Here is a 24,663-nt window from a genome sequence, read left to right on the forward strand (position 1 = left end):
TTAAATTAGTTGGTTAGCTTTATCCTAAACGGCTAGCTATTAATCTCTTGCGTGCTGATATTGGCACCAAGTTGGCGCAGCTTTTTAAAGCGCTCACGAGCGGCTTGTTTAGCTACAGACTCTACTGGTACAAAATCAAAAACTTGGCTAAAACGCCTAATAAAATCAGGCAGGTTAGTAGCTAAGTTAATTAAAACGTTACGTTTGCCAACAGGAGGCGTGGTGCCTATTTCTACTGGTGCGCCGGCTTTAGGGCCTTCGCCTTGCAGGTTATGCGGCACAAAACTGTCGGGATCAAATGCCCAAATGGTTTCGTCAATGGCATAGGCGGTGTGTTCGTTATCTACAAAAATAAATACACGATGCCCTAATCGATACTGCTCTGCGGCAATTTGAGCTGCTAAAGCAAAATGATCATCAGCCTGCGCTTTAGATTCATCTTGTTGCTTTAGAACGAAAAATTGAGCATTCATGTTCATTGTATCGGGGTTTCCCATGACATTGAATGTGCACATAGTTGATACACATAAATTAAGAGGCAGATTTTGCCATATAACGGGGTTTGCTTCAATTAATACACAGATAATTACAGCAATAAAAAAGGCGCCAAATGGCGCCTTAATACAAGTTAAATAACCTAAGCTCTGGTTAAAATATTTTTGCCTTATGGCAAATAAATTTAATGCTGTTAGCGCTAAAAATACCTGCTGAGTGGCTTTTCTAAATAAGGCTCAGGTTAATTAGATTATTAGTCGTGCGTAGCTTCGCTTACACCCGCTCGGTTTAATAAATACTGAGTAAGCATAGGAACAGGGCGACCCGTTGCGCCTTTTTTAGCGCCACTGCGCCACGCGGTACCGGCTACGTCTAAGTGAGCCCAGTTATACTTTTTAGTAAACTTAGATAAGAAACACGCTGCGGTAATAGTACCAGCAGAGCGCCCACCTAAGTTTGTAAAATCGGCAAATGGGCTATCGAGTTGATCTTGATAGTCATCCCACAGTGGTAACTGCCATGCACGGTCGCCACTTTGCTCCGACGCTTTTAATAAATCATGCGCAAGTGGGTTGTGGTTTGACAGTAAACCTGTTGCGTGTGCACCAAGGGCAACAATACATGCGCCTGTTAGTGTTGCTACGTCAATTACTGTATCTGGGTCAAAACGCTCAACGTAAGTTAACGCATCACATAATACTAATCGGCCTTCAGCATCAGTATTAAGCACTTCTACGGTTTGCCCCGACATTGTTGTTAAAATATCGCCAGGGCGATACGCGTTAGAGCTAGGCATGTTTTCACAGCCGGCTAAAACACCAATTACGTTAATAGGTAGCTGCATTTGTGCCAGTGCGCGCATAGCGCCAATTACACCGGCTGCGCCGCCCATGTCGTATTTCATTTCATCCATGGCTTCGCCTGGCTTAATTGAAATACCGCCTGAGTCAAACGTTAAACCTTTACCTACTAGCACAATAGGCGCTTGCTCATCGCTTGCACCTTTGTAGTTAATAACCGACATAACCGATTCGTTATCACTTCCGCGACCAACTGCTAAGTACGAGTTCATACCTAGTTCGGCCATTTTTTCTTCGCCAATAATATCAACGGTAATGTTGTCAAAATTGCTAGCCAGCTCTTGCGCTTGTTCGCCTAAATAAGCAGGGTTACAAATATTAGGTGGCATGTTGGCTACGTCTTTACATAGCTTACTACCTGCGGCAATGGCTAAGCCATGCTCAATGGCGCTTTCACCAATGGTCAGCTCGCGACGTGTTGGTACGTTAAACACAATTTTACGAAGTGGACGACGAGGGTCTACTTTTTTGCTTTTTAGCTGGTTAAATGTGTATAGGCAATCTTGTGTTGTTTCTACCGCTTGGCGAACTTTCCAGTAGGTATCACGACCTTTAACGTGTTGCTCTGTTAAAAAGCACACCGCTTCCATTGAGCCGGTTTCGTTTAAGGTATTAATTGTTTTAGAAATTATTTGCTTATATTGCTTATCATCAAGCTCACGCTCTTTACCACAGCCAACAAGCAATACGCGCTCGCTTAAAACGTTAGGTACATGATGCAATAATAACACTTGCCCCGGCTTACCTTCTAGGTCGCCACGGCGTAGTAAATTTGAGATATAACCATCGCTGATTTTATCGAGTTGTTCACCAATGGGGGATAACCTACGTGGTTCGTAAACGCCAACGACAATACACGCGCTGCGTTGTTTTTCTGGGCTACCACTTTTTACGTTAAATTCCATTGTTACTCCTGGTTGTGAGTCATATACGTTATTAATTGGGGCTAAAAAAATAAAATCTAGTCTTCGCTACGTAACTTATGTAGGGATAATCTTAATTTTAGCTGATTTTTTCTGACTCTTACTGTGTAATTGAACTTTATATGTTTAAGGGCTACTAATGCAACAATATATCGTGCACTTAGGTAGGATAATTAATTTTGTTAGCTTATAATAACGACTTATTTACCAGATAAAACTGGGTAAAATAGCTACTTTATTATCAAATTATCACTATTGTAGTGAAATTCTATGTTTAACAGGGGCGAGCATTGCTTATTTTTCGTTATTTGACCGCTGAGGTTTTAAAATCGCAGGTCGCCGTATTTTTAACTTTAATGACCATTTTTGTGTCACAAAAGTTTGTGGTTATTTTAGGAGATGCTTCTGAAGGGAGTATTCCTGCCAAATTAGTATTATCGATGATTGCGCTTAAACTGCCGCAATTAGCTTCGCTGATCCTGCCATTGAGTATATTTTTGGGCATTATTTTAGCCTACAGCCGTATTTACGCCGACAGCGAAATGACCGTTCTTAAAGCCTGCGGGGTGAGTGAATGGTATGTGGTACGCGTTACTTTAATTTCGAGTGTGGGTTTGGCTATATTAGCCGCCTCTCTCACCATGTACCTTGCGCCGTGGGCGAGTGAGCAAGAGTACCAATTAAAAGAGCAAGCCAAAGCCGATGCGGGTTTATCTGCGTTAAGGGCTGGGCGGTTTCAACAAACCGGTAATGAAAAAGCCGTGGTGTTTATTCATAACATTGAAAACGGCGGTAAAGAGCTAAACAAAGTATTTGTAGCGCAGCTGCCAGATACCGAAAAAGATGACCTTGCACGTTTAGTGTATGCCGAACAAGGTGTGGTGGTAGAGGCAATAAACGGCGAGCAACAATTAGTGCTAACCGATGGCAAACGCTACGAAACCGATGGCAAAACACCGGCTCTTAATTTAACGCAGTTTGATGGCTACAGCGTACAAATACGCGAGCAAGAAATAGAGCATCAGCGCCGTAAATTAGAAGCAATACCTACTAATCAACTATTGCCACTCAATACCTCTGAATCTATAGCCCAGTGGCAGTGGCGTATTGCAATACCGCTTTCTATTCCGTTACTAACGTTAATAGCAGTACCGCTAAGTGTGGTTAATCCGCGCCAAGGTAAGTTTGCTAAATTAGTGCCAGCCATTAGCTTGTACTTAGGTTATTTTATCTTACTCAACGCTGCAAAATTTGCCGTAGAAGATGGCAAAATACCGCCTTCAATTGGTTTGTGGTGGATTCACTTAAGCGCTTTATTTATAGGTAGTTTATTAATTATAAAAGGTCGCCCATTGGGCGCTTGGCTTAAAGCCGTTGTAACAAAACGGGAGTTAAGCGCATGATGAAAACACTCGATTGGTACTTAGGCCGCAGCATTTTACAAACCACCGGATTTGCTTTGTTGGTGCTAGTAGGGATTAGTACATTAATTAAGTTTATTGATCAGCTAAAGTCGGTTGGTCGTGGCAGTTACGATTTAATGACCGCAACGCTTTACACTTTTTACAGTATGCCGGGCGATTTAGTTATATTCTTCCCGATGGCCGCGCTTATTGGTGGCTTAACAGGCTTAGGTGCACTGGCTTCAAACAGTGAGCTGGTGGTAATGCAAGCTGCGGGTATGTCGCGCTTGCAAATTATAGGCTCGGTAATGAAAACCGCCGTGTTTATGGCTGTGTGTATGATGGCTCTTGGTGAGTGGGGCGCACCAGAGGCGCAACAACACGCCAAAGAAATGCGTAATCAGGCAATTTATGGCGGCGATGTATTCAATGCACAAAAAGGCGTATGGGCTAAAGATGGCAACAACTTTATTAATATTGAAGATGTAGATCAAAACGGCCGTTTAAACGGTGTGCACATGTATCAATTTGATAAGTCACTCGATTTAACTCAAATAACCAAAGCTAAAGTGGCCATTGGTCGTGATGAAGGTTGGTTATTACGCGATGTAAACAAGGTTCATATTAGTGATGAGCAAATAAGCAGTGAACACATTGATGAAGAGTTTTACCCTTCGCAATTAACGGGCGAAAAGCTTGGTGTTGTATCGGTAAAGCCTGAGTCGCTTTCCTTTACAGGGCTTTGGTCGTACTTAGGGTATTTACAGCAAAATGAGCAAGATACCAGCACCTATGAGCTGGCCTTGTGGCGTAAGCTAATGCAGCCAGTGTCTGTTGCCGTAATGCTACTGGTTGCACTGTCGTTTATATTTGGCCCGTTACGTACCGTTACTATGGGTGCGCGTATCATTATGGGTGTAGTAACGGGAATTGTATTTCACTTAATAAATGAGATATTTGGCCCTGTGGTAATGGTTTATCAAATACCCGCTATTATAGGCGCGGTACTGCCAAGTATACTATTTATAGGCTTTGCTACGTACATGATGAATAAGCGGGTATAGCCGTTATAAGCGCTTATTTAATACTAAAAAAGGTGACCTATGGTCACCTTTTTTGTTTTTATAACGCGTTATTCAAAAACTATTAGCAGTCAGCTTAATTAAGTGATCAATTTTGAGGCTGGAAAAACATCTTGATAGCTAGGCAAAAAAATCGCTATTTAGTTGCTCTCGGCAGTTGCTCCTGCATTGCTCTACCTTCTGCATCCATGCAGTCGTAAATGAGAATTTTTAACGCAGGTAGCGACAAGTTAGCCCCGCAAAATGATTAAGTATTATTGCGCATTGGTATAAATAGGTATTAATCTAGCTCGCGGTAAATACGTTTGTTTTCTTCTTTTGTAAGAGTAATTACCTCAGTTTTTGAGACATAGTCTTGCAGCGCTTTTTTGTTTTTAAAATCAATTAATACCACAAGATTACCTAAACCAAGCAGGGCACTTAGGCTGCGAACAATAGACTGCGGCCAACTAATTAAGCTTCCTTCACTAGTTTGTACTTTTAAACGCCATGCGCGCATGCCAATAGTTTGCCCGCTTTTAGTCCAAAAATAGCCAAAAAATACTAAGGTAACAATAACAAGTAGGGCGCTTCGAATACTCGACAGCAGCAGTGACTCTTGAATAAGTGCCGATACATCTTCAGCACCATTTAAACTAATAACATCAAGTGAAATAAGCCCTTGTACGGCAAACAAATAGAGCACAACCGTTAACATAGCAAACGCAATAATAGCTAACGTATCATAAACTAACGACGCAAAACGACGCCAAAAACCAGCTTGTGGAAACTCACCCGACATAAATACACTCTCACTGTTAATATGCGCGCTAGTTTAGCAAAAAAGCTCACAAATACTAAGCGCTATAGTTCAGTGATATACCTTGGCGTTATTATTAGCTGTATTTAATACTTCAACCAGTAAACGACATTTTGCACAGGCTGTCTAAATGTTAAGCGGTTGATCAGGCCAATGTCATAAAACGCTTGCTGCCACCCCTATTGTTTGTATAATGCTTGGCATAGAGACGAAGGCACATAAATAATCCTTAGCTCTAAAGTGGTTTTTCTTTATCTTCTCGTGTTTAGAAGGTTAAAGAAAAATGACGCCAGCGTGATGAAATTGGTATACATGGGGGATTCAAAATCCCCTGCCGAAAGGCGTGCCGGTTCGAGCCCGGCCGCTGGTACCACTTTTTATGACCCTAACCAAATTGGTTAGGGTTTTTTTATGTCTGAAATTAATTTTTATTTTTGTTTTATGTGTATTTGTTCTTAATTATCAGATAGTAAGTTACGGCATTTAGTTGTAGCCCAAGAAATGGGCATTAAATGGAAAAAAGGAAAAGTAATGAAAAAGGTAGTTGGTTTATTAGTTGCAACAATGGCGCTCTCTGGTTGTACTCACCGCATTGGAGATTTTACCGTTGCTTCAACAAAAAATATGAATCACACAAATAGTAATCATAGAGTTGATTACAACGAGCGAGTAACAGGAAAGGATGTTAAACATACAGTATTGATTTTCCCTACAGGCAGAAGCAATATGAAAGAAGCTATGGATAACGCCATTGAAAAAGCACCTGCAGCAGTTGGTCTTTCAAATGTAACAGTAAAAATTATTGATTGGTACATACCACTTATTTACGGACAAAGATATTACGAGATTGAAGGGAACCCAATTTACGAAGTAAAAGAAGAAAAGGCTAATTGATAGCTAAATAAATTTTATATGCCATGATAATTTATCATGGCATTTTTATTTAGAGAGCAATAAATTTCGACTAATAAACCTTACTTATTCTCTAAAAACGCGATGAACTCTCCAGCCGATACATACCAAATATCATCTTTATTTGAGATTGTATGAATAAGCTGCTCGGCGTAATCCCAGTTATTATTTTTAGTGTTTTTATCAAATTCCCACGAATGGCCCCAAATCATCATTACAGTGAGCTTATTGCTTTTAAGCGCAATATAGTGCTCTATTAATGGCATTGCTTTTGAGTGGTGAACGGTTGGGTTCCATGCCATGTAGTTGGTAGGGAGCTCAAAATTAAGGGTGTCGTTTACTGTTCGGGCATTAGTAAAGCCTGCTTGCTTTACTAATGTCATCGCGGTTTTATCGTAAGAGCCTAAAGGGTATGCAAAAGACTGCAAGGGGCTGCCTTTTATGGGCGATAAAATGTGCTTATCGCGGGCTAATTGTAATTTTAACTCAGCAGTATCTAAGCCCGCAAAGCCCGGATGTGAGTAACTGTGGCTTGCTATTTCATGGCCTTTATAAAGTGTTTTTACTTCACTTTGCTTTATATATTCGCCCTCTTTACCGGTAAAGGCTTTCATCCACGGTAGCTTTTTAGCAAATAATCCTGAGTTTAAATTAAATGTGCCAACAACCTGGTACTTATTAAATAGTTCCACGAGCTTTCTGTCTTGTATAACGCCATCGTCGTAGCTAAAAATAACAGCTTTAGTGGCGCCGTTAGGGTAGCTTTTTACAGGCGCTTTACTGGCTGCACACGTAAAGCTTGCCGCCATTAATATAGCAATTAATAAACTCTTCATTATAAAGTCTTCATTATGGGAGTTAATTGCTCAGCCCAAAGGGCGTAGCCTGCTTGATTCAAATGGGTGCCATCGGTCGTGAGCGATTTTTTAAGCGTGCCTTGAGGGCCTAAAAATGCGGTGTGCAAGTCTATATAGGTAAAGTTTGCGTGCTCAATTGCTTTAATTTGTTGGTTAACCGTTTGCACCATTTGCGTTATAAAATTGCGATGATCGGGCAAAATACTTTGTACATAAATTTGTGTATTTGGGAGTGAGTCATTGAGCTGAGTCACTATTTTTTCGATATTTTCACTCACCGACGCTAAGTCTTTAACTTGCTTTATATAATGGTAATTAAAAATATCGTTAACGCCAATTTTTAAAAATATAGCTTTAGGCGGGGCTGCTTTTAATTCGTTTAAACGCGCTAAAACACCGTAGGTCATATCGCCACTAATACCGCGGTTTCTTACGCGTAGGTCGTTAAACCGAATGCTCCAATTTAGCCCTTGCTCTGTAATGCTATCGCCAATAAATACAATATCGCCTTTGCGTAAAGGTTGTAGCTTAAAATGGGCTATACGCTCAGCATAGTGGTTATTTAGCCATTGCGATTGAAAAGGAATTGCCTTTTCGGCATTAGCTTTAAAGCTTATTAATACAGCACCTATAATTAATGTGCCAAGTAGAAAAGTGATGTGTTGGAGTGTGTAATTACTTGGTTTATAACTCATAAAAACCTGCGCTTATAGACATACTAACTTAGCAATGTATCTATAAACGCCGGTTTTTGATACGTGTTGCATTCGTATTCAGACTTTGTTTTTAACCACCCTTTTTATTAAGCCTAAGAGTTTAGCAATCCCTAAAGTAAGTAGCATAGGTACGCCTATTAAAATAAGCTCTTTTACAAAGGGTAAAATGTACATCAAAATAGGGGCTATTTTCGGCTTTTCACCCTCAGCTGCACCGTGGGAGTATCCCTGCTGATTTATTTGTGCGGCCCAGTTGGTGAGCTCTAAACTAACCAGCAAAAGGCTCACTAAAACAGATACAACTAACACAATGCTGGTGCGGATTTTCCACTGTTGTTTTAGGTGCTTCATTATTTAGCCTCCTTGGCAAACATGCGTTTAGTCAATTTTACTATCCAAGAAAAATTAAGCGCTAAATGCACACCTAGCATGGGCATAATGAAGGTGGCTGAATCGTGATGTATTTTCGACCAAAAGTCTTGAATGTTTAAACTAATATTAAGTGCGGGTAGTAGAGCCACCGACACTAAAAAGCCGCTTACAAACACTAATAACATCATTAAATAAAGTAGGTAATCCCACACTATATTAAAGCGCTCACGTGCTGTTATATTGGCAAATAAACGGCCAAAACTGCGTGTTACCCAATCCCAATGTAGCAATAAATGTATAACAAAAGGGATAATAAAAAATAGGCTAAACCACTCGTGTAAAGGGATGCCAGTGGCTTGAGGTGCACTTACTAGCATAAAGCTAATAAGCAGTAAGGTGTCCATTACATAACGGAACTTTTGTAAGTTTTGTTTCCAATCAGACATTATTGACCCTGAAATAATTTATTTATAATACCCATCCGCATAATTAAGTGAACTATTTTGAGGATGGAAAAACGTGTTGATAGCAAGGCAAAAAATTCGCTATTTAGTTGTTCTCGGCAATTGCTCCTGCATTGCTCTATCTTCTGCATCCATACAGTCGTAAATGAGAGTTTTTTAACGCAGATTGCGACACGTTTAGCCCCTAAAAATGATTAAGTATTATTGCGGATTGGTATGGTTGACGCTATTTAAGGTACGCCCCCCTTAAACAGCAAAAGGCTCAATAAAATATTGAGCCTTAAATCATGCGCAAATTATTAAATTAAAAAACGTAAGACGCGCTTAATTTAACATTACGACCCGCTTCGTAATCTTGCACTGTGTCGCTTGAGTATGAAGCGTGAGAGTAATACGTTTTATCAAAAATATTCTCAACACCTAAGGTCATGCTTAGTGCTTCAAGCTGGCTTGGTAGCCACTGCATGCTGATGTTATGAACCTGATAACCCACTTTATGAATATCAGCACCGCTTGATACTGAGTCATCAGTTCTGTTAACTAGGCTGGTCCAGTTAAATTTCAAGTCGTATTTTGGTACTTCGTAGCCAAGGTTTAGTGAAATGCTATCACCTACTTCATAACGCAGTTGCTCGCCTGTCTCTAGTTGTTCAGAGTCTGACTTAGAGTAACTTAAACGCGCACTAAATAGCGCTTTACGCAGTGAAAGCGTTGATTCAAAACCATCTATATCGTAATCACCCGAGTTTTCATAGGTACCAATTGGGCGACCTTTACCAATTGCCCAGTTGTCTATGTAATCTTCAATACGGGTTTTAAACAGGTTTAATGAAAAACCAAATGAGTCTAAGCCCATAATGTTTTGATCTTTAAAGGCAAAACCAATGGCGTTATTTACACCGGTTTCTGCTTTTAGGTCTTTATCAAAGTTAGTACTGTAATCAACGTAGCTTTCGCGCAGGCCAGGACCTTGAAACAGCTCTGTAGAGCTTGCGTTAACACTCCAGTTATCGTTAATTAGGTATTTAGCCGCTAAACCAAACGTTAACTCGTTCCACGATTTATCTAACGAATCGTTAGTACCGGCTGAGTACATATCTACTTTAAAGTAGTTGTAACGCACGCCAGGGGTTACAAATAACTGATCGGTTACAGCGATTTCGTCTTCAATATAAATAGCGTGAGAGTCGGCAGTGTCTTTATTGGTTTGTACGTGGTTTTCGATACGTTTTGAAACTTGCTCATACCCTTCGCCGCCGTAGCGTAATGTATGGTTAAAACCAGCAAGTGCAATTTTAGATGTTGCAAGGGCAGTGTAGCCCGTATGCTCAGAGTTGCCCTCAGTTCCTAGTGCAATATAGCTTAGCTCGTTGCGATAAACGCTAGCGCGTAGGGTAATGGCATCGCCTTTATCTAGCTCGTAGGCAAGTGAAGTGCTGGTACGTGTGTAGTCAATATCTTCTGTTTGCGCGTCTGAATCTTCAGCAAAGCCTGCACCAAAGTTGGTTTTTACGTAGTAATCGCCTTCATCGTTATATCTGTCGTATGAGAACACTAAACGGTTACTCTCGTTTACATCCCAGCCGAGCTTGAAGATGCCATCTACCGTGCGGCCTTCGTTACCTGTAACTTCTTTACCATTGCCGTTTTCAAAGTTATTTCTGTCGGTGTAGGTGTAGTAGGCAAGGGCGTCTATGTTGTCGGTTAGCTGACCATATACCGCAGCAGAGCCACCTGCGTAATCATTGGTACCTAAGTTTGTGTATAAGCGTGCCCCAAAATCTTCACCTGGCTCTAGTAAATCTTTAGCATCTTTGGTTTCAAAGGCTACACCACCAGAAAGGCCGCCAGTTAGCACCGAGTTAGTCCCTACTTTTATATCTACTGCTTTTAAAATATCAGCATTAATAAGTAAGTTTCCTGAGTGGTGGAACATATTATTGTTTTGGCTAATACCATCAACAGTAATGTTGAGGTCTAAATCGTCAACACCACGAATATTAATACCTTGTACAATAGAGTGCGAGCCACCTACGTCAATACCAGCTTGGTCACGGAGTAAATCACTTAAATGGTTGGCTTGTTTTCTTTCAATATCGTCTTGTAATAGCGAGTCATTAGTAATTGTTGTGCCCCATACTTCAATGGTTTCTGAGGTATCGGGAGCTTGTTCCGCTAAGCTTATGAATGACATACCAGTACACAAAGTACCAATAACAACGTTAAGCGCGTGCTTATTAAATGGGAGCGTGTTTTTCATGGTGAGTATGTTTATCTAATTTTAATATTATTAAGAATGATTCGTATTAAACCGCTCACCGCCTTAAATGGCAATTTAAAATACATACCCTACATGAATAACAGTTATTTAAACTTCAAATACTTTATTTTTTACAAGCTCTCTAAACCATTGACATACAGGGTCATTATGGTGGCGTTGATGCCAGTATAAAGCCACTTGTGCATACTCTGAGCTAAGCTCTGGGGGCGGGGTTCTGGCAACTACGTCATGCTGTTGGCACACATCTGCAGCAAAATGATTGGGCACATAAAATATTAAATCAGTGTTTTCAGCAATGCTGCCAATACTGTAAAAGTTTTTTAAGCGTATTGGCGTCGCTATATTATCAATGCCTAGCGCGGCAAAATTTTGTGCAATAGTTAATGCTTTTTCGCCCTGAATTGATATTTGTCCAAAATTACAATCACGCAATAAATCAACGCTTAATTCTTGTTTAGCCAGCCTGTGGGAGCGAGCCATTACTAATTTAAACTCGCGCTCAAACAACGGTTGTTGATATAATTTACCCTCTGAATTAGCGGGCTTGTGGCCAGTAATCACAAAGTGCGTATCGCCTTTAAGCAAATCAGAAAACTGCGGCTTAGGCAGGGTGTCTATTTCAAGGGTGATATTAGGCGCTTGCTCGCGAACGTCTTTAATTATTGTTTTTATAAATAAATGCATTTGCGGCGGTAGGCCAAACAGTTTTATGGTGGCAGTGCTGGTTTTAGGGTCGAAGGTTTGCTTGTTAACCAGTGTTTCTACCATATTTAAAATAGAATTTAGGTCTTGCTGAATTGATTGCGCTTTTGGTGTTAGCTCATACCCTCCAGCCATTCTTATTAATAATTGATCGTCAAACAAGGAGCGCAATTTACTTAACGAGCGGCTTATAGAAGGTTGGCTCATGCCTAAAGTTAAGGCGGTATTGCTAATATGTTTTTCGTTTAAAAGCTGCTTTAAAATAATAAGAAGGTTTAGATCGAGCTGATTTAAATTCATAGTTAGGTTTGCAAGTTATCAGTATTTCAAGCCATTATCCTAGCACTTAAACAGAGCTTGGCGTAAATGTGTTTTTAATAAAAATAAGCCAGCACATCAAAATACACCGCCGTTAAAAACAAAAACCAGCAATTAAGCTGGTTTTTGTAGGTTATGTGCGATTAGTTTTTTAAATCTATGGTGTATAGCGCAAAACCATTTTCGTCTGTTTTAAGTGGTGAGGTAGGCGCAACTGCAGGGAGTGTTTGTGCAATAGTAGCTACTTCATCAAGCGGTGATGTTCTAAACACAACGTTTAGCTCTGTGCTGGTGGTCACGGTGCTAAAGCGCCAGTTATTATCGGCCGAAGGGTCAATACTGCCTGTGCTACTTTTAGCGGCTTCGCTAATAATGTAGCTACGCAGCACACCGCGGTTTTCATCTGGGCCTTCAAATGTTTCACGGCTTGTACCATCAATCGCGGGGAAATTACCGCCGCCCGATGCACGATAGTTATTAGTTACAATTAAAAACTCTGCTTCTAAATCTATCGCTTCACCTTGGTATTGCAAGTTAGTAATGCGCGAATTGTTTTCACTTATTAATACGCCATCGTTGTCGTATCGTTTTGGCTGAGTGACGTCAATTTCAAAGGTAACGCCGTCAATAATATCAAAGTTAAAAGTAGGAAAAGTGGTATCGAGTAGGTTTTGCTCAGCGCTGCTGTTTACATCAATCTGATTAAACTGACCCGCAGAGCGTTCAAGCCACTCTTTAACATCGCTACCTGTTACTTTTACCATACGAATAGTGTTTGGAAACACATACAAACTAACGGTATCTAGTAAGGTAATATCGCCTGCTTTTACATTGGTATAATCTTCAATACCATTGCGGCCAGCTCTAAAAGGGGCTGCTGCCGAAAGCACAGGTAAGCCATCAAGCTCAGTGCCTTGAATAAATGCTTTACCCCACGCTATTTGTGCATCTGATACTATTTGAATTGACGGGTCGTCTTGCACCAAAGCAAAAAAGCTATAAATTGGATTTGAAATTTCAGCAAATGGTTCGCTCACCCAATCAATCGTTGCTTGGTGTTCAAGCTCAATTGCGGCAGCTACATCGGTATCTACAGCAGCTAAATCAACAAAGTCGCCGTTTTCATCTGTACCACTAATGGCGCGGGTTTCTACTTTTGAGCTGGTTACTTCCCAGCCGCCTTCATCGTTTGGCTCAACAATTAAATCAATAACCCCTAAGTTATTGCCAAAAAAGCCAGGCATAACAGCCGGTACGCCATTAAGTTTACCGTTTACGTTATCAATACCCGCCGATTCATAGCCATCGTACGACGAATCACCCGGAAACAAATGGTGGTTATGACCAAACAATATGGCATCTACGTCATCTACTTTAGACAGGTAAAGGGCCGTATTTTCAGCGAGGTCTTCTTGGGCGCTGGCTGTTAACCCAGAGTGCGGAATGGCAATAATAATATCGGCACCTTGTGCTTTCATTTGTGGAATGAACTTTTCAGCAGTAGCAACAATATCTTTAGCAATGACCTTACCTTGTAAGTGCGCGCTATCCCATTGCATAATTTGCGGTGGGGTAAGGCCTAAGTAACCAATTTTAATTGTTTGTTCGTTGCCGTTTATATCAAATACGGTTTTATCTTGAAGGTAGTACGGTGTGTAACGGTTTTCATCGTTGCTGTCGTCATCATCACCATCATCAACGTATACATTGGCATTAATATACGGGAAGTCGGCACCACTTAATGTGGCATCTAAAAACTCTAAGCCAAAGTTAAATTCATGGTTTCCTAAGTTAGCAACATCGTAATCAAGCAAGTTCATTGCTTTAAAGGCCACATGGGTTGCGCCATTTAAAATATCGTCTTTACGTACAATCGCTTCGTAATCGCCAAGCGGGCTGTTTTGAATTAAATCACCATTATCAACAAGTACACTGTTTTGCACTTCATTGCGGGCTTCTTTTATAAGGGTGGCGGTGTTAACAAACCCTAAGGTTTCTGAGGGGGCTTGTGCAAAGTAATCGTAGTTAGATAAATACATGTGTATGTCGGTTGTTTCCATTACGCGCAAAGTAACCGGTGCAGGCTCTGGTGTTTCTACAACGACAGGGTCGTTATTATCGTCATCATCAATGTCGCAGCCACTCAATGCGAGTGCAATAGTCAGTGCCAATGTTGATTTTAAAACGTGCTTTTTAGCGATTCGATTTTTCATGGTCATTCCGTGTAATTTAAAAAGAGTACAGTAAAAAAGATTTATTAAAGTATGATGAATCAAAATGTGAATCCATATTTACATTTTTAGATGGTGCTATTACAGTAAACAGTGTTTTAGTATTACTTTCAAACTTGTACGCCTTAGCGCTCGTAGTAAAAAAATAAATTTAAAAATGGTGTAGGCTATAACTTAACAGCACTTTTCGATAACACTAAATCGGTTGTTGGGCTTCATTAAAATAATAAAGGAAATCAGGATGAAAAAATCACTACTTTCAGTGGCATTAGGTTTTGCTGCACTTGGTGCGTTTAACGCACAGGCGAACCTTGATCAACACGTTAAAAATGTAGAGCAACAGGTAATTGAATGGCGACGCGACTTTCACCAAAACCCAGAACTTGGTAATCGCGAAACACGTACCGCAGGCATTGTGGCTAAACATTTAAAGTCGTTAGGTATGCAAGTACAAACCGATATTGCTTACACTGGTGTTGTTGGTATTTTAAAAGGCGCAAAGCCTGGCCCTACAGTAATGCTACGCGCCGATATGGATGCGCTACCGGTAACAGAAAAAACAGATGTGCCATTTAAATCAACCAAAACCACAAATTTCCGTGGCGTTGATGTAGGCATAATGCATGCTTGTGGCCACGACACGCACGTAGCTATGCTAATGGGCGCAGCCGAAGTATTAGCAAATATGAAAGATGAATTGCATGGCAACATCATGTTTGTGTTTCAGCCTGCTGAAGAGGGCGCACCTTTAGGCGAAGAGGGCGGTGCAGAACTAATGCTTAAAGAAGGTATATTTAAAAAATATAAACCTGACGTAGCCTTTGGTCTACATATTACATCGAGCCTACATACGGGGAAAATTGGCTATCGAAGTGGGCCGTTTATGGCCAGTGCCGATCGCTTTGAAATAACTGTACACGGTCGCCAAGCCCATGGCTCAGCACCGTGGACAGGCGTTGACCCTATTGCTGCCGCTGCGCAAATTGTAACGGGCGTTAACCATATTGTTAGCCGCCAAGTAAATATAACCAAAGAGCCTGCCATTGTGTCGTTTGGTAAAATAGCGGGTGGTGTGCGTAATAATATTATTCCTGAAGAAGTTGAAATGGTTGGCACTATTCGTAATTTTGATATGGATAATCGTGCGCAAATCTTTGAAAATATTAAAACAACCGCTACACATATTGCTAAATCATCGGGGGCAACGGCCGATGTGCATATTCACGAAGGTTACCCGGTAACGGTTAATAACCCTGAACTTACTGCGCAAATGTTACCTAGCCTTGAAAAAGCAGCCGGTAAACAAAACGTGCAAGAAATGGGTAAAATAACCGGCGCAGAAGACTTTTCGTTTTATGCCCTAGAAATACCGAGTGTATTTGTATTTTTAGGTGGTACGCCTGACGATCAAGACTTAAAAACGGTAGCAAGTAACCACTCACCTTATTTTTACGCCGATGAGTCATCGTTTAAAGTGGGTACCAAAGCGCTTAGCCAATTAGCGGTAGATTATTTAAATAGCCAAAAATAACGACATAACTACCCAGCGAGTAATGTAATTGCTGGCTGGGTTTTACTGTTTAAATTTACAAGCTGTACAGTACGTGCGCTTACAACTCAACATGTTTGAATTTATGTCTGAAACCCCTTTTTTGGCGCCTAAGCAACAACGCAGCCAACAAACCCAAGAAAAACTAGTAAAAGCGCTGCATCACAGTTTAAAAAGTAAGTTTTTTGAGCACATAAGTATAAAAGAGCTGGCCGATTACGCCGAGGTGTCGGTAGGTACGTTTTACCGTCGCTTTAAAAATAAAGAGTCGCTGCTGCCCATGTTGTATCAAGACTTTGGTATTGCATTAGATAACTGGGTAAGTGAGCTTGAGGCGCAGCATTATAAAAACTTAGACGATGTAGTTAACACTTTATGCCATAAAACCTATGTGTTTTTATCATCACAGCAGGGGGTATTTAGAACCCTGCATTTAAATTCGCGTTTACACAGCGAGTTATTAGGCAGTGATAAACACATAAACAGGCGAGTAATTTATCAGCGGTTAGCGCAATTAATTAGCCAAACAGATACCAAAGTGAGCGAAGCAGCGGCAGGTACGGCGGTATTTTTAATTGTCAGTTCATTGCTTGATAAAGTGCTGTATCACGATTTAACCCCTGCGATAGCCTGTGATTTATCGGCGCAGCAATACGCGCAAGAACTACCTAAAATTATTTTAGCTTATTTAGGTTAAGCACCTTTAAACATGCTCAAGGAGAGTAAAATGAAAATTACTGGAAGCTGCTATTGTGGTGAAATTAAATACCAAGCTCAGTCGCAAAATAATAACGTACTTGTATGTCATTGTAGCGATTGCCAACGCATGTCGAGTGGGCCATTTAGAGCGGTAATTATGGCTGAGCCAAACTCGGTGGTATTTACTAAAGGCGAGCCAAAAGAGTATGTTAAAACAGCACAAAGCGGTAATAAACGCGCACAAGGTTTTTGTGGTACGTGCGGCACTACACTTTACGCAACGAACGAAGCAAAAGCCGATAGAGTGTACGGCCTGCGCATAGGGGCAGTTGATCAGCGTGATGAATTTACCCCAGCTGCGCAAATTTGGTCGCAATCAACGCTTACATGGCTAAACGATTTACACCAAGTGCCGGCTTTTGAAACTACGCCTCAATCATAAGCGTAATGGGCGCTGAGTAAATAAAACAACTTATTAGCCATGCCTTGCTAGTGGGAGAGTCTCACTAGCAGCTATTTTAATTACCCTTCCTTTTGTATTCTTCTTTATATTTAAATCTGTTTATTGTTGCCTTAGAGCGTTTTTTTAACGCGAGTGATTAAGTATTTATGAGCTAAAGCGCTTGTGAATTATTTTCATATTTTATTGAAATATATGCCTATGCCCCCCTTTATAAAAACACATTTCCACTTTTTTAAAATGTAAGTTTTTGATATTTATAGATATATATTTAATTTTTAGCTGTACCTATTTGGCTTGTTATTTGCTGATAAATTCTTATGGACTGCATATTTATTATGAGGTGAAAAAAATGAGAATTTTATCTACAAGCGAAGTGGGGGCTGAATTAGAAGCGGCCAAATCACGTTTAAAAAAACTACCACACTGGAAACTCTCTGAAAAATTAGCCTTAGAGCTGCGCTTAAAGCAATTAAGTGCATATTTTAACGATTACAAAAGTTAGCGCTTAATTTATTAGCGTAAGAGATACGGAAATTAATGCCCTTGTTTAAAGCGGTTTTAAATAAGAATGTGGCTAAGGAAGAATAATGAAAAGCAAAAGATACTGTAAAACTGCCATTGTGTTAGTAACTTACCACTGCAATGAAGGTGTTATAGATCGGGTTAAAGAAATACAAAAATACGCCAGTAACTGCATCATAACCATTGTTGATAATTCAACGCAAAAGTATAAACAAAGGTATAACTTACGCCTAAGGTTAAAGGCGATTGACCCAAACATCATTTATATTGATCACCAGCTAAACTGTCGGTTTGCGGCTTATAACGTGGGGCTGCAAGCTACGTTGAGTGACTTTGTGGTTTTTCGTACAGATGACGACGTATTTGATGAAAAGCACACTTTTAAATTAATAAACGAAGGCTTTGAAGAGGACTTTGTTTTTACTCCTTATTACTTTGATAACACAAAGAAAGTAGATCGCACCTATCAAAGACCGCTGGAAAGCATAATATTTAAAAAAGATTCTTTATTAGAGTTTTTACCCTTTGAAACAGCGCCAAGCAGTGATTGGCAGTTAATGAAAAAAATGTTTACTGCAAAAAGCAAAAAGGAAGCGCCATGGGTTCTTTTGTATAAAAAGCCGCACGGACGCGAGGAGCTTGCAGTATGAAACTTGCGATTATAGCTCACCCTCGATTTCCTATTAAATCGCCCTATGCTGGTGGGCTAGAAGCCTTTACTGGTGCACTGGTTGAATACTACCAATCAGTGTATGAGGTTACTTTATATGCTCACCCAGACAGCGAGGTTAACTGTAATTTAAAATCGTTTCAGATAGATAACAGCCAATATCAACAATATCCCGATATAGTTGAAAACGATTTTATGCTTAAGGTAATGGCCGATATAACTAAAGAGCAGTTTGACGTAGTACATAATAACTCTCTTAATCCCATCCCCATATTGTGGGCCAGTAAACATAACATTCCCATGTTAACCACATTGCATACGCCGCCTTATTCAAAACTTAAAGCGGTTGTGGGGCTGGCTTCTTACTCGCCGTTTATACACTTCACCGCAGTGTCGCATTCTTTAGCTGAGGCGTGGAAGCCCTTTATAAACGACAAAGTAGAAGTTACTTACAATGGCATAGACCTTAAACGTTGGCAGGTAACAAAGAACCCTCAAGATTATGTGTTTACTTATGGCCGAATATTACCGAGTAAGGGCATTGATATAGCAATATCTACAGCGCAACAAATGGGTATTGCTATAAAATTTGCCGGCCCCATCGCAGATAAACACTATATGGATGATGTAGTACGGCCTTTGCTAAGACCCTGCGATAGCTATTTAGGGCATCTTGATCACCACAGTATTAAACTCCAATTGGCAAATGCCAAAGCTGCTGTATTTGGTACCCGCTGGGATGAGCCATTTGGGCTTTCTACTTTAGAAGCTATGGCAACAGGTACGCCAGTGGTGTCGTTTAATCGCGGTGCGTTTGCTGAAATAGTCAGTGAAGGGGCAGGCGTACTGGCTAAAGGTAATAACGTAAACAGTTTAGCCGCCGCGCTTGAAGCTTCTTTTTCGTTAAATAAAAATGATGTAATTAAAAGCGCGCGTAATTTCCCTATAGCTAAAATGTGCAGCGAATACAGTAACATATTAGGGATAATTGCATGAGAATACTAATGGTCGCCAGTCCTATAGTTTCTTTGCGACAACCTTTTAAGGGGGGGACAGAGGCCTTTGTTGCTAATTTAGCTAACGCACTTTGTAAAAAAGGGCACACTGTTGATGTGTTGTGTAAAGACGCTGATGAAGAAAACGAGTTTAACATTTTACAGTTAGATGAATCCCCCCTGCGTATGAAAGACAACATAACCACAGAAGAAGAAGGCCAAAAACTGTATCAGGCCGCCCAGTTTGCGCTAATAGATAATTCGTATTACGACGTGGTGCATTACCACAGTTATTATCATGCGATATATGATGTTGCATTACTGCACAATATAAAAAGCATGATTACTTTACATGCCCCTGTATCACCAAAGCTTGGCTTAATACATAAGCTGCATAAAGCGCGTAGCGATCATCGTTATATAGCCGTGTCTAACCGGTTGTGTAAAGAGTGGGAGTCTCAGCTTGGTAGCGCAATTAAAGTGATTTCAAATGGCGTTACTATGCCCAAAAGGGAATGTGTACTAGAGGAAAATAAAACCCATGATTTGTTTTGGATGGGGCGTATTAACGCCGAAAAAGACCTAGTATCGGCGATTCAAATAGCGCAAAAGTTACAGCGCAATTTATCTATAGCTGGCCCCATTGAAGATGAAGAATATTTTAAAGCTAAAGTCGAACCCTTACTTACAGACTCCGTTTGTTATTTAGGGCATTTAAAACATGATGAGTTATTTGCAGAACTTGCTAAATCTCGCTTATTTTTAGCCACCTCTAAGTGGCACGAACCTTTTGGCCTAACAACCATTGAAGCGCTTGCTCATGGCATACCGGTTATAGGCTTTAAAACAGCCATACCCGAAGAATTGCGATTTTCTAATGTGTGCACCGCACTAAACAATGTGGATGAAGCTGTATCAGCCATTAAAAAACTGGGCAAAATAACGCCGCAAGCGTGCCAATCATTCGCTAAAAACTTCGACTTTAACGTTACTGTTTCAAATTATGAGGCCGAATATGCAGCACTTATATGAGCCAAATTATGAGCCAAATTTACCGACTGTATTTTTTTATGTTCATCATCATGGCGCGGGCCACATTACACGCGCTGAGTTACTTATAAATAAGCTTCAAAATAGCTATAACGTAGTGGTGCTCTATGGCGATATAAAAGTCAAAATGGCTTTAAATAAAGTGTGTAAGCGGAGCGTTTTCGAAAAGCTGCCTTCAAAATGGGCAGGGCAAAGCTCAGTGCATAGGAGCTATAACGCAGCGTTTGAAGGAATAGAATTTAGCGAAGCGCCACTTGAGCGCTCTATAACTTTTAACTTATTAGCGCAGCAATACAAACCGGTATTATTTATAAGTGATGTATCGGCCGAACTCACTATTATGGCCAGAAGTATTGGTTTACCTGTTTTAATGCAGCGCCATTCGGGTGATATTAGTGGCGACCCTACTCAAGTGTTTGCCTATGAATGCGCGACTAAATTATACGCCCCGTACCCAAAGCAGTTAGAAATACCTCACTACGGCTATTTTAATAAAACCCATTATTTGGGGTTTATATCAAAATACACAGGTTGTGAAAGCGCCTCAAAAACAGATTTTGGCAATCATATTACTTTGCTAATAACAGATGCCCAAAGAGCGGCATTAATTGCACGTGTACTTACTAATTACACAGATCACGTTGAGGTTATTGGCTGCCACGGCGAGCCTATTAAAGGAGTAACCTATAAAGGGATGGTGGCTAATATAAGCCAAGCGATTACTGCAAGCGTTGTAGTTACAAGTGGTGGCAATAATGCAGTATCACAGTTGTTAGCACTGGGAAAAAAGCTGATTGTTATACCCGAAAACAGACCCTACCAAGAGCAAGATGAAAAAGCGCGTATGTTAGCTAAAAATAATCTTGCCGTGCATTTACCTTTTTCAGCGTTTTTACAGCAAAACAATGCCCTAATAGAGGCCGCATTAATTGATGCAAGAAAAACCAAAATGAGTAAAGCACAAATAATAAGTGATACAGAACAGTTTATTAGCGAATTTATTACGTTAGTTGAGGAGGTTGCAATTGAGCCATAAATTTTCAGTCGTTACTATTGTAAAAGGGCGTCACCAGCAACTTGCTAACCTTATTCATAGTATAGAAAATAGTACGCTGCGCCCAACCGATATGGTGGTGGTGTGGATGGATGAAAAAAACAGCCACAATGTTACCCCAAGCACGTCTTTTTTAACCAAAAATGTATATATGCAAAGCACAGGTTTACCCCTCGCTAAAGCGCGTAATACTGGGGTTGAAAATGCTCAGCAAAATAACGTTATATTTATAGACGTAGACTGTATTTGCTCTCCCACACTTTTTGAAAACTTACTGACTAAATTAACCCATAAATTAGTGGTAAGTGCCAAGGCAAAGTATTTACCGTATGTGCCTTGTAATGGTAACTACGAGCTATTAGTAGAGGAGGCTGTTGATCATCCAAAACGCAAAAACCTGCCTATAAACGAAAATGTAGATTTTTTAACTTTTTGGTCTTTAATTTTTGCGATTAATAAACGTGACTTTAATAAAGTGAATGGCTTTGATGAGCAATTTATTGGTTACGGCGCTGAAGACACCGACTTTGCTATGCAGTGTAAAGTTAACAACATAAAGCTTAATTACATTGATGATTGGGTACTGCACCAATACCACGACAAGTTTACGCCACCTATAAACTACGCTGAAGATATTTGTAATAACGCCAACACCTTTGCAAAAAAATGGCAGTTTTTACCTATGTTTGGTTGGCTAAAAAAAATGGCCGTTATGGATATAGTTAAAATTGACGAAAAGAGCCACAGCGTTAAATTTTTAAAAAAGCCGACCCGCGATGAGATAGAAGCATGCCGCTCTACCTCGCCGTATTAAATGAGGTGTGCTGCATGCTAAAAGCTAAACAGCATAAAATGATAAGCAAATATTATTAATTGAAATTTTTTTAACCAAATGACTGTCTATTTATAAGACAGTCATTTGGAGAAAAATATGTGTAGTTCACCGAAAAGTAGCCGAGCAGTCAAAAAGTCAGCCATTAACTTTAATGACGAACTAACCCAAGAGCAGCGTTTATGTTTTGCTGCAAAAGCTAATTTAGCACAGCTGCGCCGCGAGCAACGACAAGCTGCTAATAAACGCTTTGAGCAAAAGCATCGCCCCGCAAAAAAGCCAGCAACGGGCTTGTTTTCATGGTTACAGCAGCTAGTAAGTTAACTATTATTAAGCGTGGTGTTTTTGCCGCTAAACCATCCACATGTAGCACATAACACACCTGCACCTGCACATAACCAAAGCGGCGCACTCCAGCTGCCGGTACTTGTATGTAGCGCCCCAGCTACCATAGGGCCAATAGCCGCCAACAAATAGCCAATACTTTGTGACATACCCGAAAGCGAAGCCGCTTGCGTGGAGTTATCAGTACGTAAGCTAATAAACGACAGCCCTAAAATAAAACACGCCCCCGAGCTAAAGCCAAGTAGTAGCGTCCACACTAATGCAAAGCTTGGCATATAAAGTAGTCCTAGCGCACAGCACGCACTCAGTGATGCGAGTATAAAGCTAAGCGCACTTTGATCTTTTAATTTTCCTAGCAAAGGTATAAGCACAAGCCCAGGTATGGCGGTCGCAATTTGAAAAGCACCATGATACGCGCCTGCTTGCGTTGCGCTTTGGCCCGCTTCGGTGAGTATGCTAGGCAGCCAAGTAATAATGATGTAATTTAAAAACGAATTTAAACCTAGCAATAGTGTAATTTGCCAAGCAAGTAGGTAGCGCCATACGCTTTTATTAAGTGTTGAGGCCTGTGCTGTTTGTGCCGGTTTTGTGTGTTTATTTAATTGCGCCATCCACACAATTAAAGTGGTAATTGTAATGAGTGCACTAGCTCCTAATGCAAACTGCCAGCCTAACCCTTCATATTGGCTAAGCGGATAAACTAATGCTGAAAAGCCACCCGAGGCAATGCCCATAGTGAGTACATAAGCAGAGGTCATTACCGCTACTTTTGCCGCAAAGTCGCGTTTTATTATACTTGGTAGCAATACGTTAGCTATGGCAATACCTGCACCTATTATGGCTGTGCCTACAAATAGCATAATGGATGAATTAACCACCCGTGCGGCAATACCCAGTAATATTAAAAATACAGCAAAAAACAATGTGCGCTCAAGCCCTTGGCGTTTAGCCAGGCTTGCAGCCATAGGCGATATAATGGCAAAGGCAATTAGCGGTAACGTGGTAATAAACCCCGCCTGCGAAGCGGTTAAATTAAAATGCGCAATTATTTGTTCAAGCACAGGGGCAACCCCTGTAAAAGGTGCACGTAAATTGGCTGCAATAAGTAAAATACCTATTACAAGTAATACGCTTGAAAAGCGCGACATACCAGCATTACTGTGAGGTTTATGAGTCATTATTACAAAATAAATTAGCTAATTATTGGCGCTAGTATAAACAAATCAGCAGTATTATAATTTAGCTATACTGACATTAAATAACTAAAAACTGACAAAATATGTTTGAGCCTAAAGGGTGGGGGTACCTACAAAACTACGAGCACATGGTACAGCCTATAATTGCTAAAGTAGATACCGCACAAGGCAGTAAAGAATACCCGTTACACACTCACCCTAAGGGGCAGCTAATTTTAGCGCTTGATGGTTATGTTACCTGCGAAGCGGCTAACAAAATGTGGATGGTGCCAACGCACAGCGCTATTTGGGTACCTGCAAACACCTTACACAGCAATCGTGCATCTGATAACGCCAAATTATGTTTTGTATTTATTGATGCCGATAAGCACGGCATGCCACAGCATACCTGTACATTAGCAATAACGGGACTGGTAAAAAGTTTAATGCTAAAACTAGCGAGCGAACACCAAGCCTATAATGAAGACTCTAAAACAGCACGTTTAGCTCAGGTACTGTTTGATTTATTAATTGAAATGCCCGCCCAGCCGCTCGACTTTGTGTTATCTAAGCATGCGGTTATTCAAGCAATGGGGCAGCAGTTACTCGCACAGCCAAATAATCGTAAAACCCTTGCACAATGGGCACACGATTTTGCTTTAACCGAGCGGACGATGGCACGGCTTATAAAAAAGCAAACCGGTATGACCTTTGGTAAGTGGCGAATGCAATTACATATAATTACAGCGCTGCAGGCACTATCAGATGGGCAAAGTGTACAGCAAGTGTCGGCATTATTGGGGTACGAATCTGTAAGTGCGTTTATAACTATGTTTAAAAAGGTAATGGGAAAATCGCCCACTAAATATATGGGCGATTTAAATTAACCTTTAT

25 protein-coding genes and 1 tRNA gene are annotated in these 24,663 nt (G+C 40.5%); 15 read left to right on the forward strand and 11 right to left on the reverse strand.

Annotated features, from left to right (window positions below; translation table 11 throughout):
• Window positions 1–32: 32 nt before the first annotated feature.
• Together EJ103_RS03400 and pepA are read right to left on the reverse strand one after the other, a co-directional pair.
• The gene (locus EJ103_RS03400) at window positions 33–479 is read right to left on the reverse strand and encodes a DNA polymerase III subunit chi (RefSeq protein ID WP_004588472.1); all 447 of its coding nucleotides are present in this window, start codon (window positions 477–479) and stop codon (window positions 33–35) included.
• A gap of 269 nt (window positions 480–748) precedes the next feature.
• Window positions 749–2,260: a leucyl aminopeptidase gene (gene pepA, locus EJ103_RS03405; protein WP_029772475.1), complete on the reverse strand. Its 1,512-nt coding sequence runs from the start codon at window positions 2,258–2,260 to the stop codon at window positions 749–751.
• Between the two features lie 308 nt (window positions 2,261–2,568).
• Here pepA and lptF point away from each other — a divergent pair, with 308 nt between their 5' ends.
• Both lptF and lptG read left to right on the forward strand, forming a co-directional pair.
• The gene (gene lptF / locus EJ103_RS03410; protein WP_024031637.1) at window positions 2,569–3,681 is read left to right on the forward strand and encodes an LPS export ABC transporter permease LptF; all 1,113 of its coding nucleotides are present in this window, start codon (window positions 2,569–2,571) and stop codon (window positions 3,679–3,681) included.
• Window positions 3,678–4,745 (forward strand): LPS export ABC transporter permease LptG, encoded by a 1,068-nt coding sequence (gene lptG / locus EJ103_RS03415; RefSeq protein ID WP_031289389.1) that lies wholly within the window; start codon window positions 3,678–3,680, stop codon window positions 4,743–4,745. Before lptF ends, lptG begins: the two co-directional genes overlap by 4 nt.
• A 298-nt stretch (window positions 4,746–5,043) precedes the next feature.
• Here the strand turns inward: lptG and EJ103_RS03420 are convergent, their stop codons facing one another.
• Window positions 5,044–5,544, reverse strand: coding sequence for an RDD family protein (locus EJ103_RS03420; RefSeq protein ID WP_126006053.1), 501 nt, complete (start codon window positions 5,542–5,544; stop codon window positions 5,044–5,046).
• 306 nt (window positions 5,545–5,850) lie between these two features.
• Between EJ103_RS03420 and EJ103_RS03425 the strand changes: the two genes are divergently transcribed.
• Both EJ103_RS03425 and EJ103_RS03430 read left to right on the forward strand, forming a co-directional pair.
• Window positions 5,851–5,935: transfer RNA gene (locus EJ103_RS03425), tRNA-Leu, on the forward strand.
• Window positions 5,936–6,093: 158 nt separating this feature from the next.
• Window positions 6,094–6,456, forward strand: a complete 363-nt coding sequence (locus EJ103_RS03430; RefSeq protein ID WP_126006055.1) for a hypothetical protein — start codon at window positions 6,094–6,096, stop codon at window positions 6,454–6,456.
• A gap of 80 nt (window positions 6,457–6,536) precedes the next feature.
• On the opposite strand, the gene EJ103_RS03435 is transcribed toward EJ103_RS03430, so the two are convergent.
• The 7 genes from EJ103_RS03435 to EJ103_RS03465 form a co-directional block, all read right to left on the reverse strand.
• On the reverse strand, window positions 6,537–7,310 hold the full coding sequence (locus EJ103_RS03435; protein ID WP_126006057.1) for a polysaccharide deacetylase family protein: 774 nt from the start codon (window positions 7,308–7,310) through the stop codon (window positions 6,537–6,539).
• Window positions 7,310–8,026, reverse strand: a complete 717-nt coding sequence (locus EJ103_RS03440) for a GDSL-type esterase/lipase family protein (protein ID WP_126006059.1) — start codon at window positions 8,024–8,026, stop codon at window positions 7,310–7,312. The genes EJ103_RS03435 and EJ103_RS03440 overlap by 1 nt, the downstream gene beginning before the upstream one ends.
• Window positions 8,027–8,104: 78 nt before the next feature.
• Window positions 8,105–8,398, reverse strand: a complete 294-nt coding sequence (locus tag EJ103_RS03445) for a hypothetical protein (protein ID WP_126006061.1) — start codon at window positions 8,396–8,398, stop codon at window positions 8,105–8,107.
• On the reverse strand, window positions 8,398–8,865 hold the full coding sequence (locus tag EJ103_RS03450) for a DUF4405 domain-containing protein (RefSeq protein ID WP_126006063.1): 468 nt from the start codon (window positions 8,863–8,865) through the stop codon (window positions 8,398–8,400). The genes EJ103_RS03445 and EJ103_RS03450 overlap by 1 nt, the downstream gene beginning before the upstream one ends.
• A 322-nt stretch (window positions 8,866–9,187) precedes the next feature.
• Window positions 9,188–11,143, reverse strand: coding sequence for a TonB-dependent receptor (locus EJ103_RS03455; protein WP_055254759.1), 1,956 nt, complete (start codon window positions 11,141–11,143; stop codon window positions 9,188–9,190).
• A 108-nt stretch (window positions 11,144–11,251) separates the two neighbouring features.
• Window positions 11,252–12,166: a LysR family transcriptional regulator gene (locus EJ103_RS03460; protein ID WP_024031645.1), complete on the reverse strand. Its 915-nt coding sequence runs from the start codon at window positions 12,164–12,166 to the stop codon at window positions 11,252–11,254.
• A gap of 161 nt (window positions 12,167–12,327) precedes the next feature.
• On the reverse strand, window positions 12,328–14,397 hold the full coding sequence (locus EJ103_RS03465) for a bifunctional 2',3'-cyclic-nucleotide 2'-phosphodiesterase/3'-nucleotidase (protein ID WP_126006065.1): 2,070 nt from the start codon (window positions 14,395–14,397) through the stop codon (window positions 12,328–12,330).
• A gap of 259 nt (window positions 14,398–14,656) precedes the next feature.
• On the opposite strand from EJ103_RS03465, the gene EJ103_RS03470 reads away from it, so the two are divergent.
• From EJ103_RS03470 to EJ103_RS03510, 10 genes are all read left to right on the forward strand, one after another.
• The gene (locus EJ103_RS03470; RefSeq protein WP_054983526.1) at window positions 14,657–15,946 is read left to right on the forward strand and encodes a M20 family metallopeptidase; all 1,290 of its coding nucleotides are present in this window, start codon (window positions 14,657–14,659) and stop codon (window positions 15,944–15,946) included.
• Between the two features lie 73 nt (window positions 15,947–16,019).
• Window positions 16,020–16,661, forward strand: coding sequence for a TetR/AcrR family transcriptional regulator (locus EJ103_RS03475; RefSeq protein ID WP_126006067.1), 642 nt, complete (start codon window positions 16,020–16,022; stop codon window positions 16,659–16,661).
• Window positions 16,662–16,691: 30 nt separating this feature from the next.
• Window positions 16,692–17,105: a GFA family protein gene (locus EJ103_RS03480; protein WP_004588484.1), complete on the forward strand. Its 414-nt coding sequence runs from the start codon at window positions 16,692–16,694 to the stop codon at window positions 17,103–17,105.
• Between the two features lie 370 nt (window positions 17,106–17,475).
• Window positions 17,476–17,628: a hypothetical protein gene (locus EJ103_RS20130; protein WP_024031649.1), complete on the forward strand. Its 153-nt coding sequence runs from the start codon at window positions 17,476–17,478 to the stop codon at window positions 17,626–17,628.
• An 85-nt stretch (window positions 17,629–17,713) separates the two neighbouring features.
• Complete coding sequence (locus tag EJ103_RS03485; RefSeq protein ID WP_126006069.1) at window positions 17,714–18,298, forward strand: glycosyltransferase; 585 nt, start codon at window positions 17,714–17,716, stop codon at window positions 18,296–18,298.
• A complete protein-coding gene (locus EJ103_RS03490; protein WP_126006071.1) occupies window positions 18,295–19,314 on the forward strand; it encodes a glycosyltransferase in 1,020 nt (339 codons plus the stop codon). The genes EJ103_RS03485 and EJ103_RS03490 overlap by 4 nt, the downstream gene beginning before the upstream one ends.
• Window positions 19,311–20,345, forward strand: a complete 1,035-nt coding sequence (locus tag EJ103_RS03495; RefSeq protein WP_126006073.1) for a glycosyltransferase — start codon at window positions 19,311–19,313, stop codon at window positions 20,343–20,345. The genes EJ103_RS03490 and EJ103_RS03495 overlap by 4 nt, the downstream gene beginning before the upstream one ends.
• On the forward strand, window positions 20,329–21,399 hold the full coding sequence (locus EJ103_RS03500) for a glycosyltransferase (protein WP_164521608.1): 1,071 nt from the start codon (window positions 20,329–20,331) through the stop codon (window positions 21,397–21,399). Before EJ103_RS03495 ends, EJ103_RS03500 begins: the two co-directional genes overlap by 17 nt.
• Complete coding sequence (locus tag EJ103_RS03505) at window positions 21,389–22,231, forward strand: galactosyltransferase-related protein (protein WP_164521609.1); 843 nt, start codon at window positions 21,389–21,391, stop codon at window positions 22,229–22,231. Before EJ103_RS03500 ends, EJ103_RS03505 begins: the two co-directional genes overlap by 11 nt.
• A 117-nt stretch (window positions 22,232–22,348) precedes the next feature.
• Complete coding sequence (locus EJ103_RS03510; protein WP_126006079.1) at window positions 22,349–22,573, forward strand: hypothetical protein; 225 nt, start codon at window positions 22,349–22,351, stop codon at window positions 22,571–22,573.
• On the opposite strand, the gene EJ103_RS03515 is transcribed toward EJ103_RS03510, so the two are convergent.
• Window positions 22,570–23,772, reverse strand: coding sequence for an MFS transporter (locus tag EJ103_RS03515; protein WP_241232293.1), 1,203 nt, complete (start codon window positions 23,770–23,772; stop codon window positions 22,570–22,572). The two genes, EJ103_RS03510 and EJ103_RS03515, sit on opposite strands and share 4 nt — an antisense overlap.
• A gap of 101 nt (window positions 23,773–23,873) precedes the next feature.
• Here EJ103_RS03515 and EJ103_RS03520 point away from each other — a divergent pair, with 101 nt between their 5' ends.
• Complete coding sequence (locus tag EJ103_RS03520) at window positions 23,874–24,656, forward strand: helix-turn-helix transcriptional regulator (RefSeq protein ID WP_126006081.1); 783 nt, start codon at window positions 23,874–23,876, stop codon at window positions 24,654–24,656.
• The last annotated feature ends 7 nt before the right edge of the window (window positions 24,657–24,663 follow it).

The sequence above is a fragment of the Pseudoalteromonas sp. Xi13 genome (genome assembly GCF_003952205.1).
GTDB classification, from domain to species: domain Bacteria; phylum Pseudomonadota; class Gammaproteobacteria; order Enterobacterales; family Alteromonadaceae; genus Pseudoalteromonas; species Pseudoalteromonas atlantica.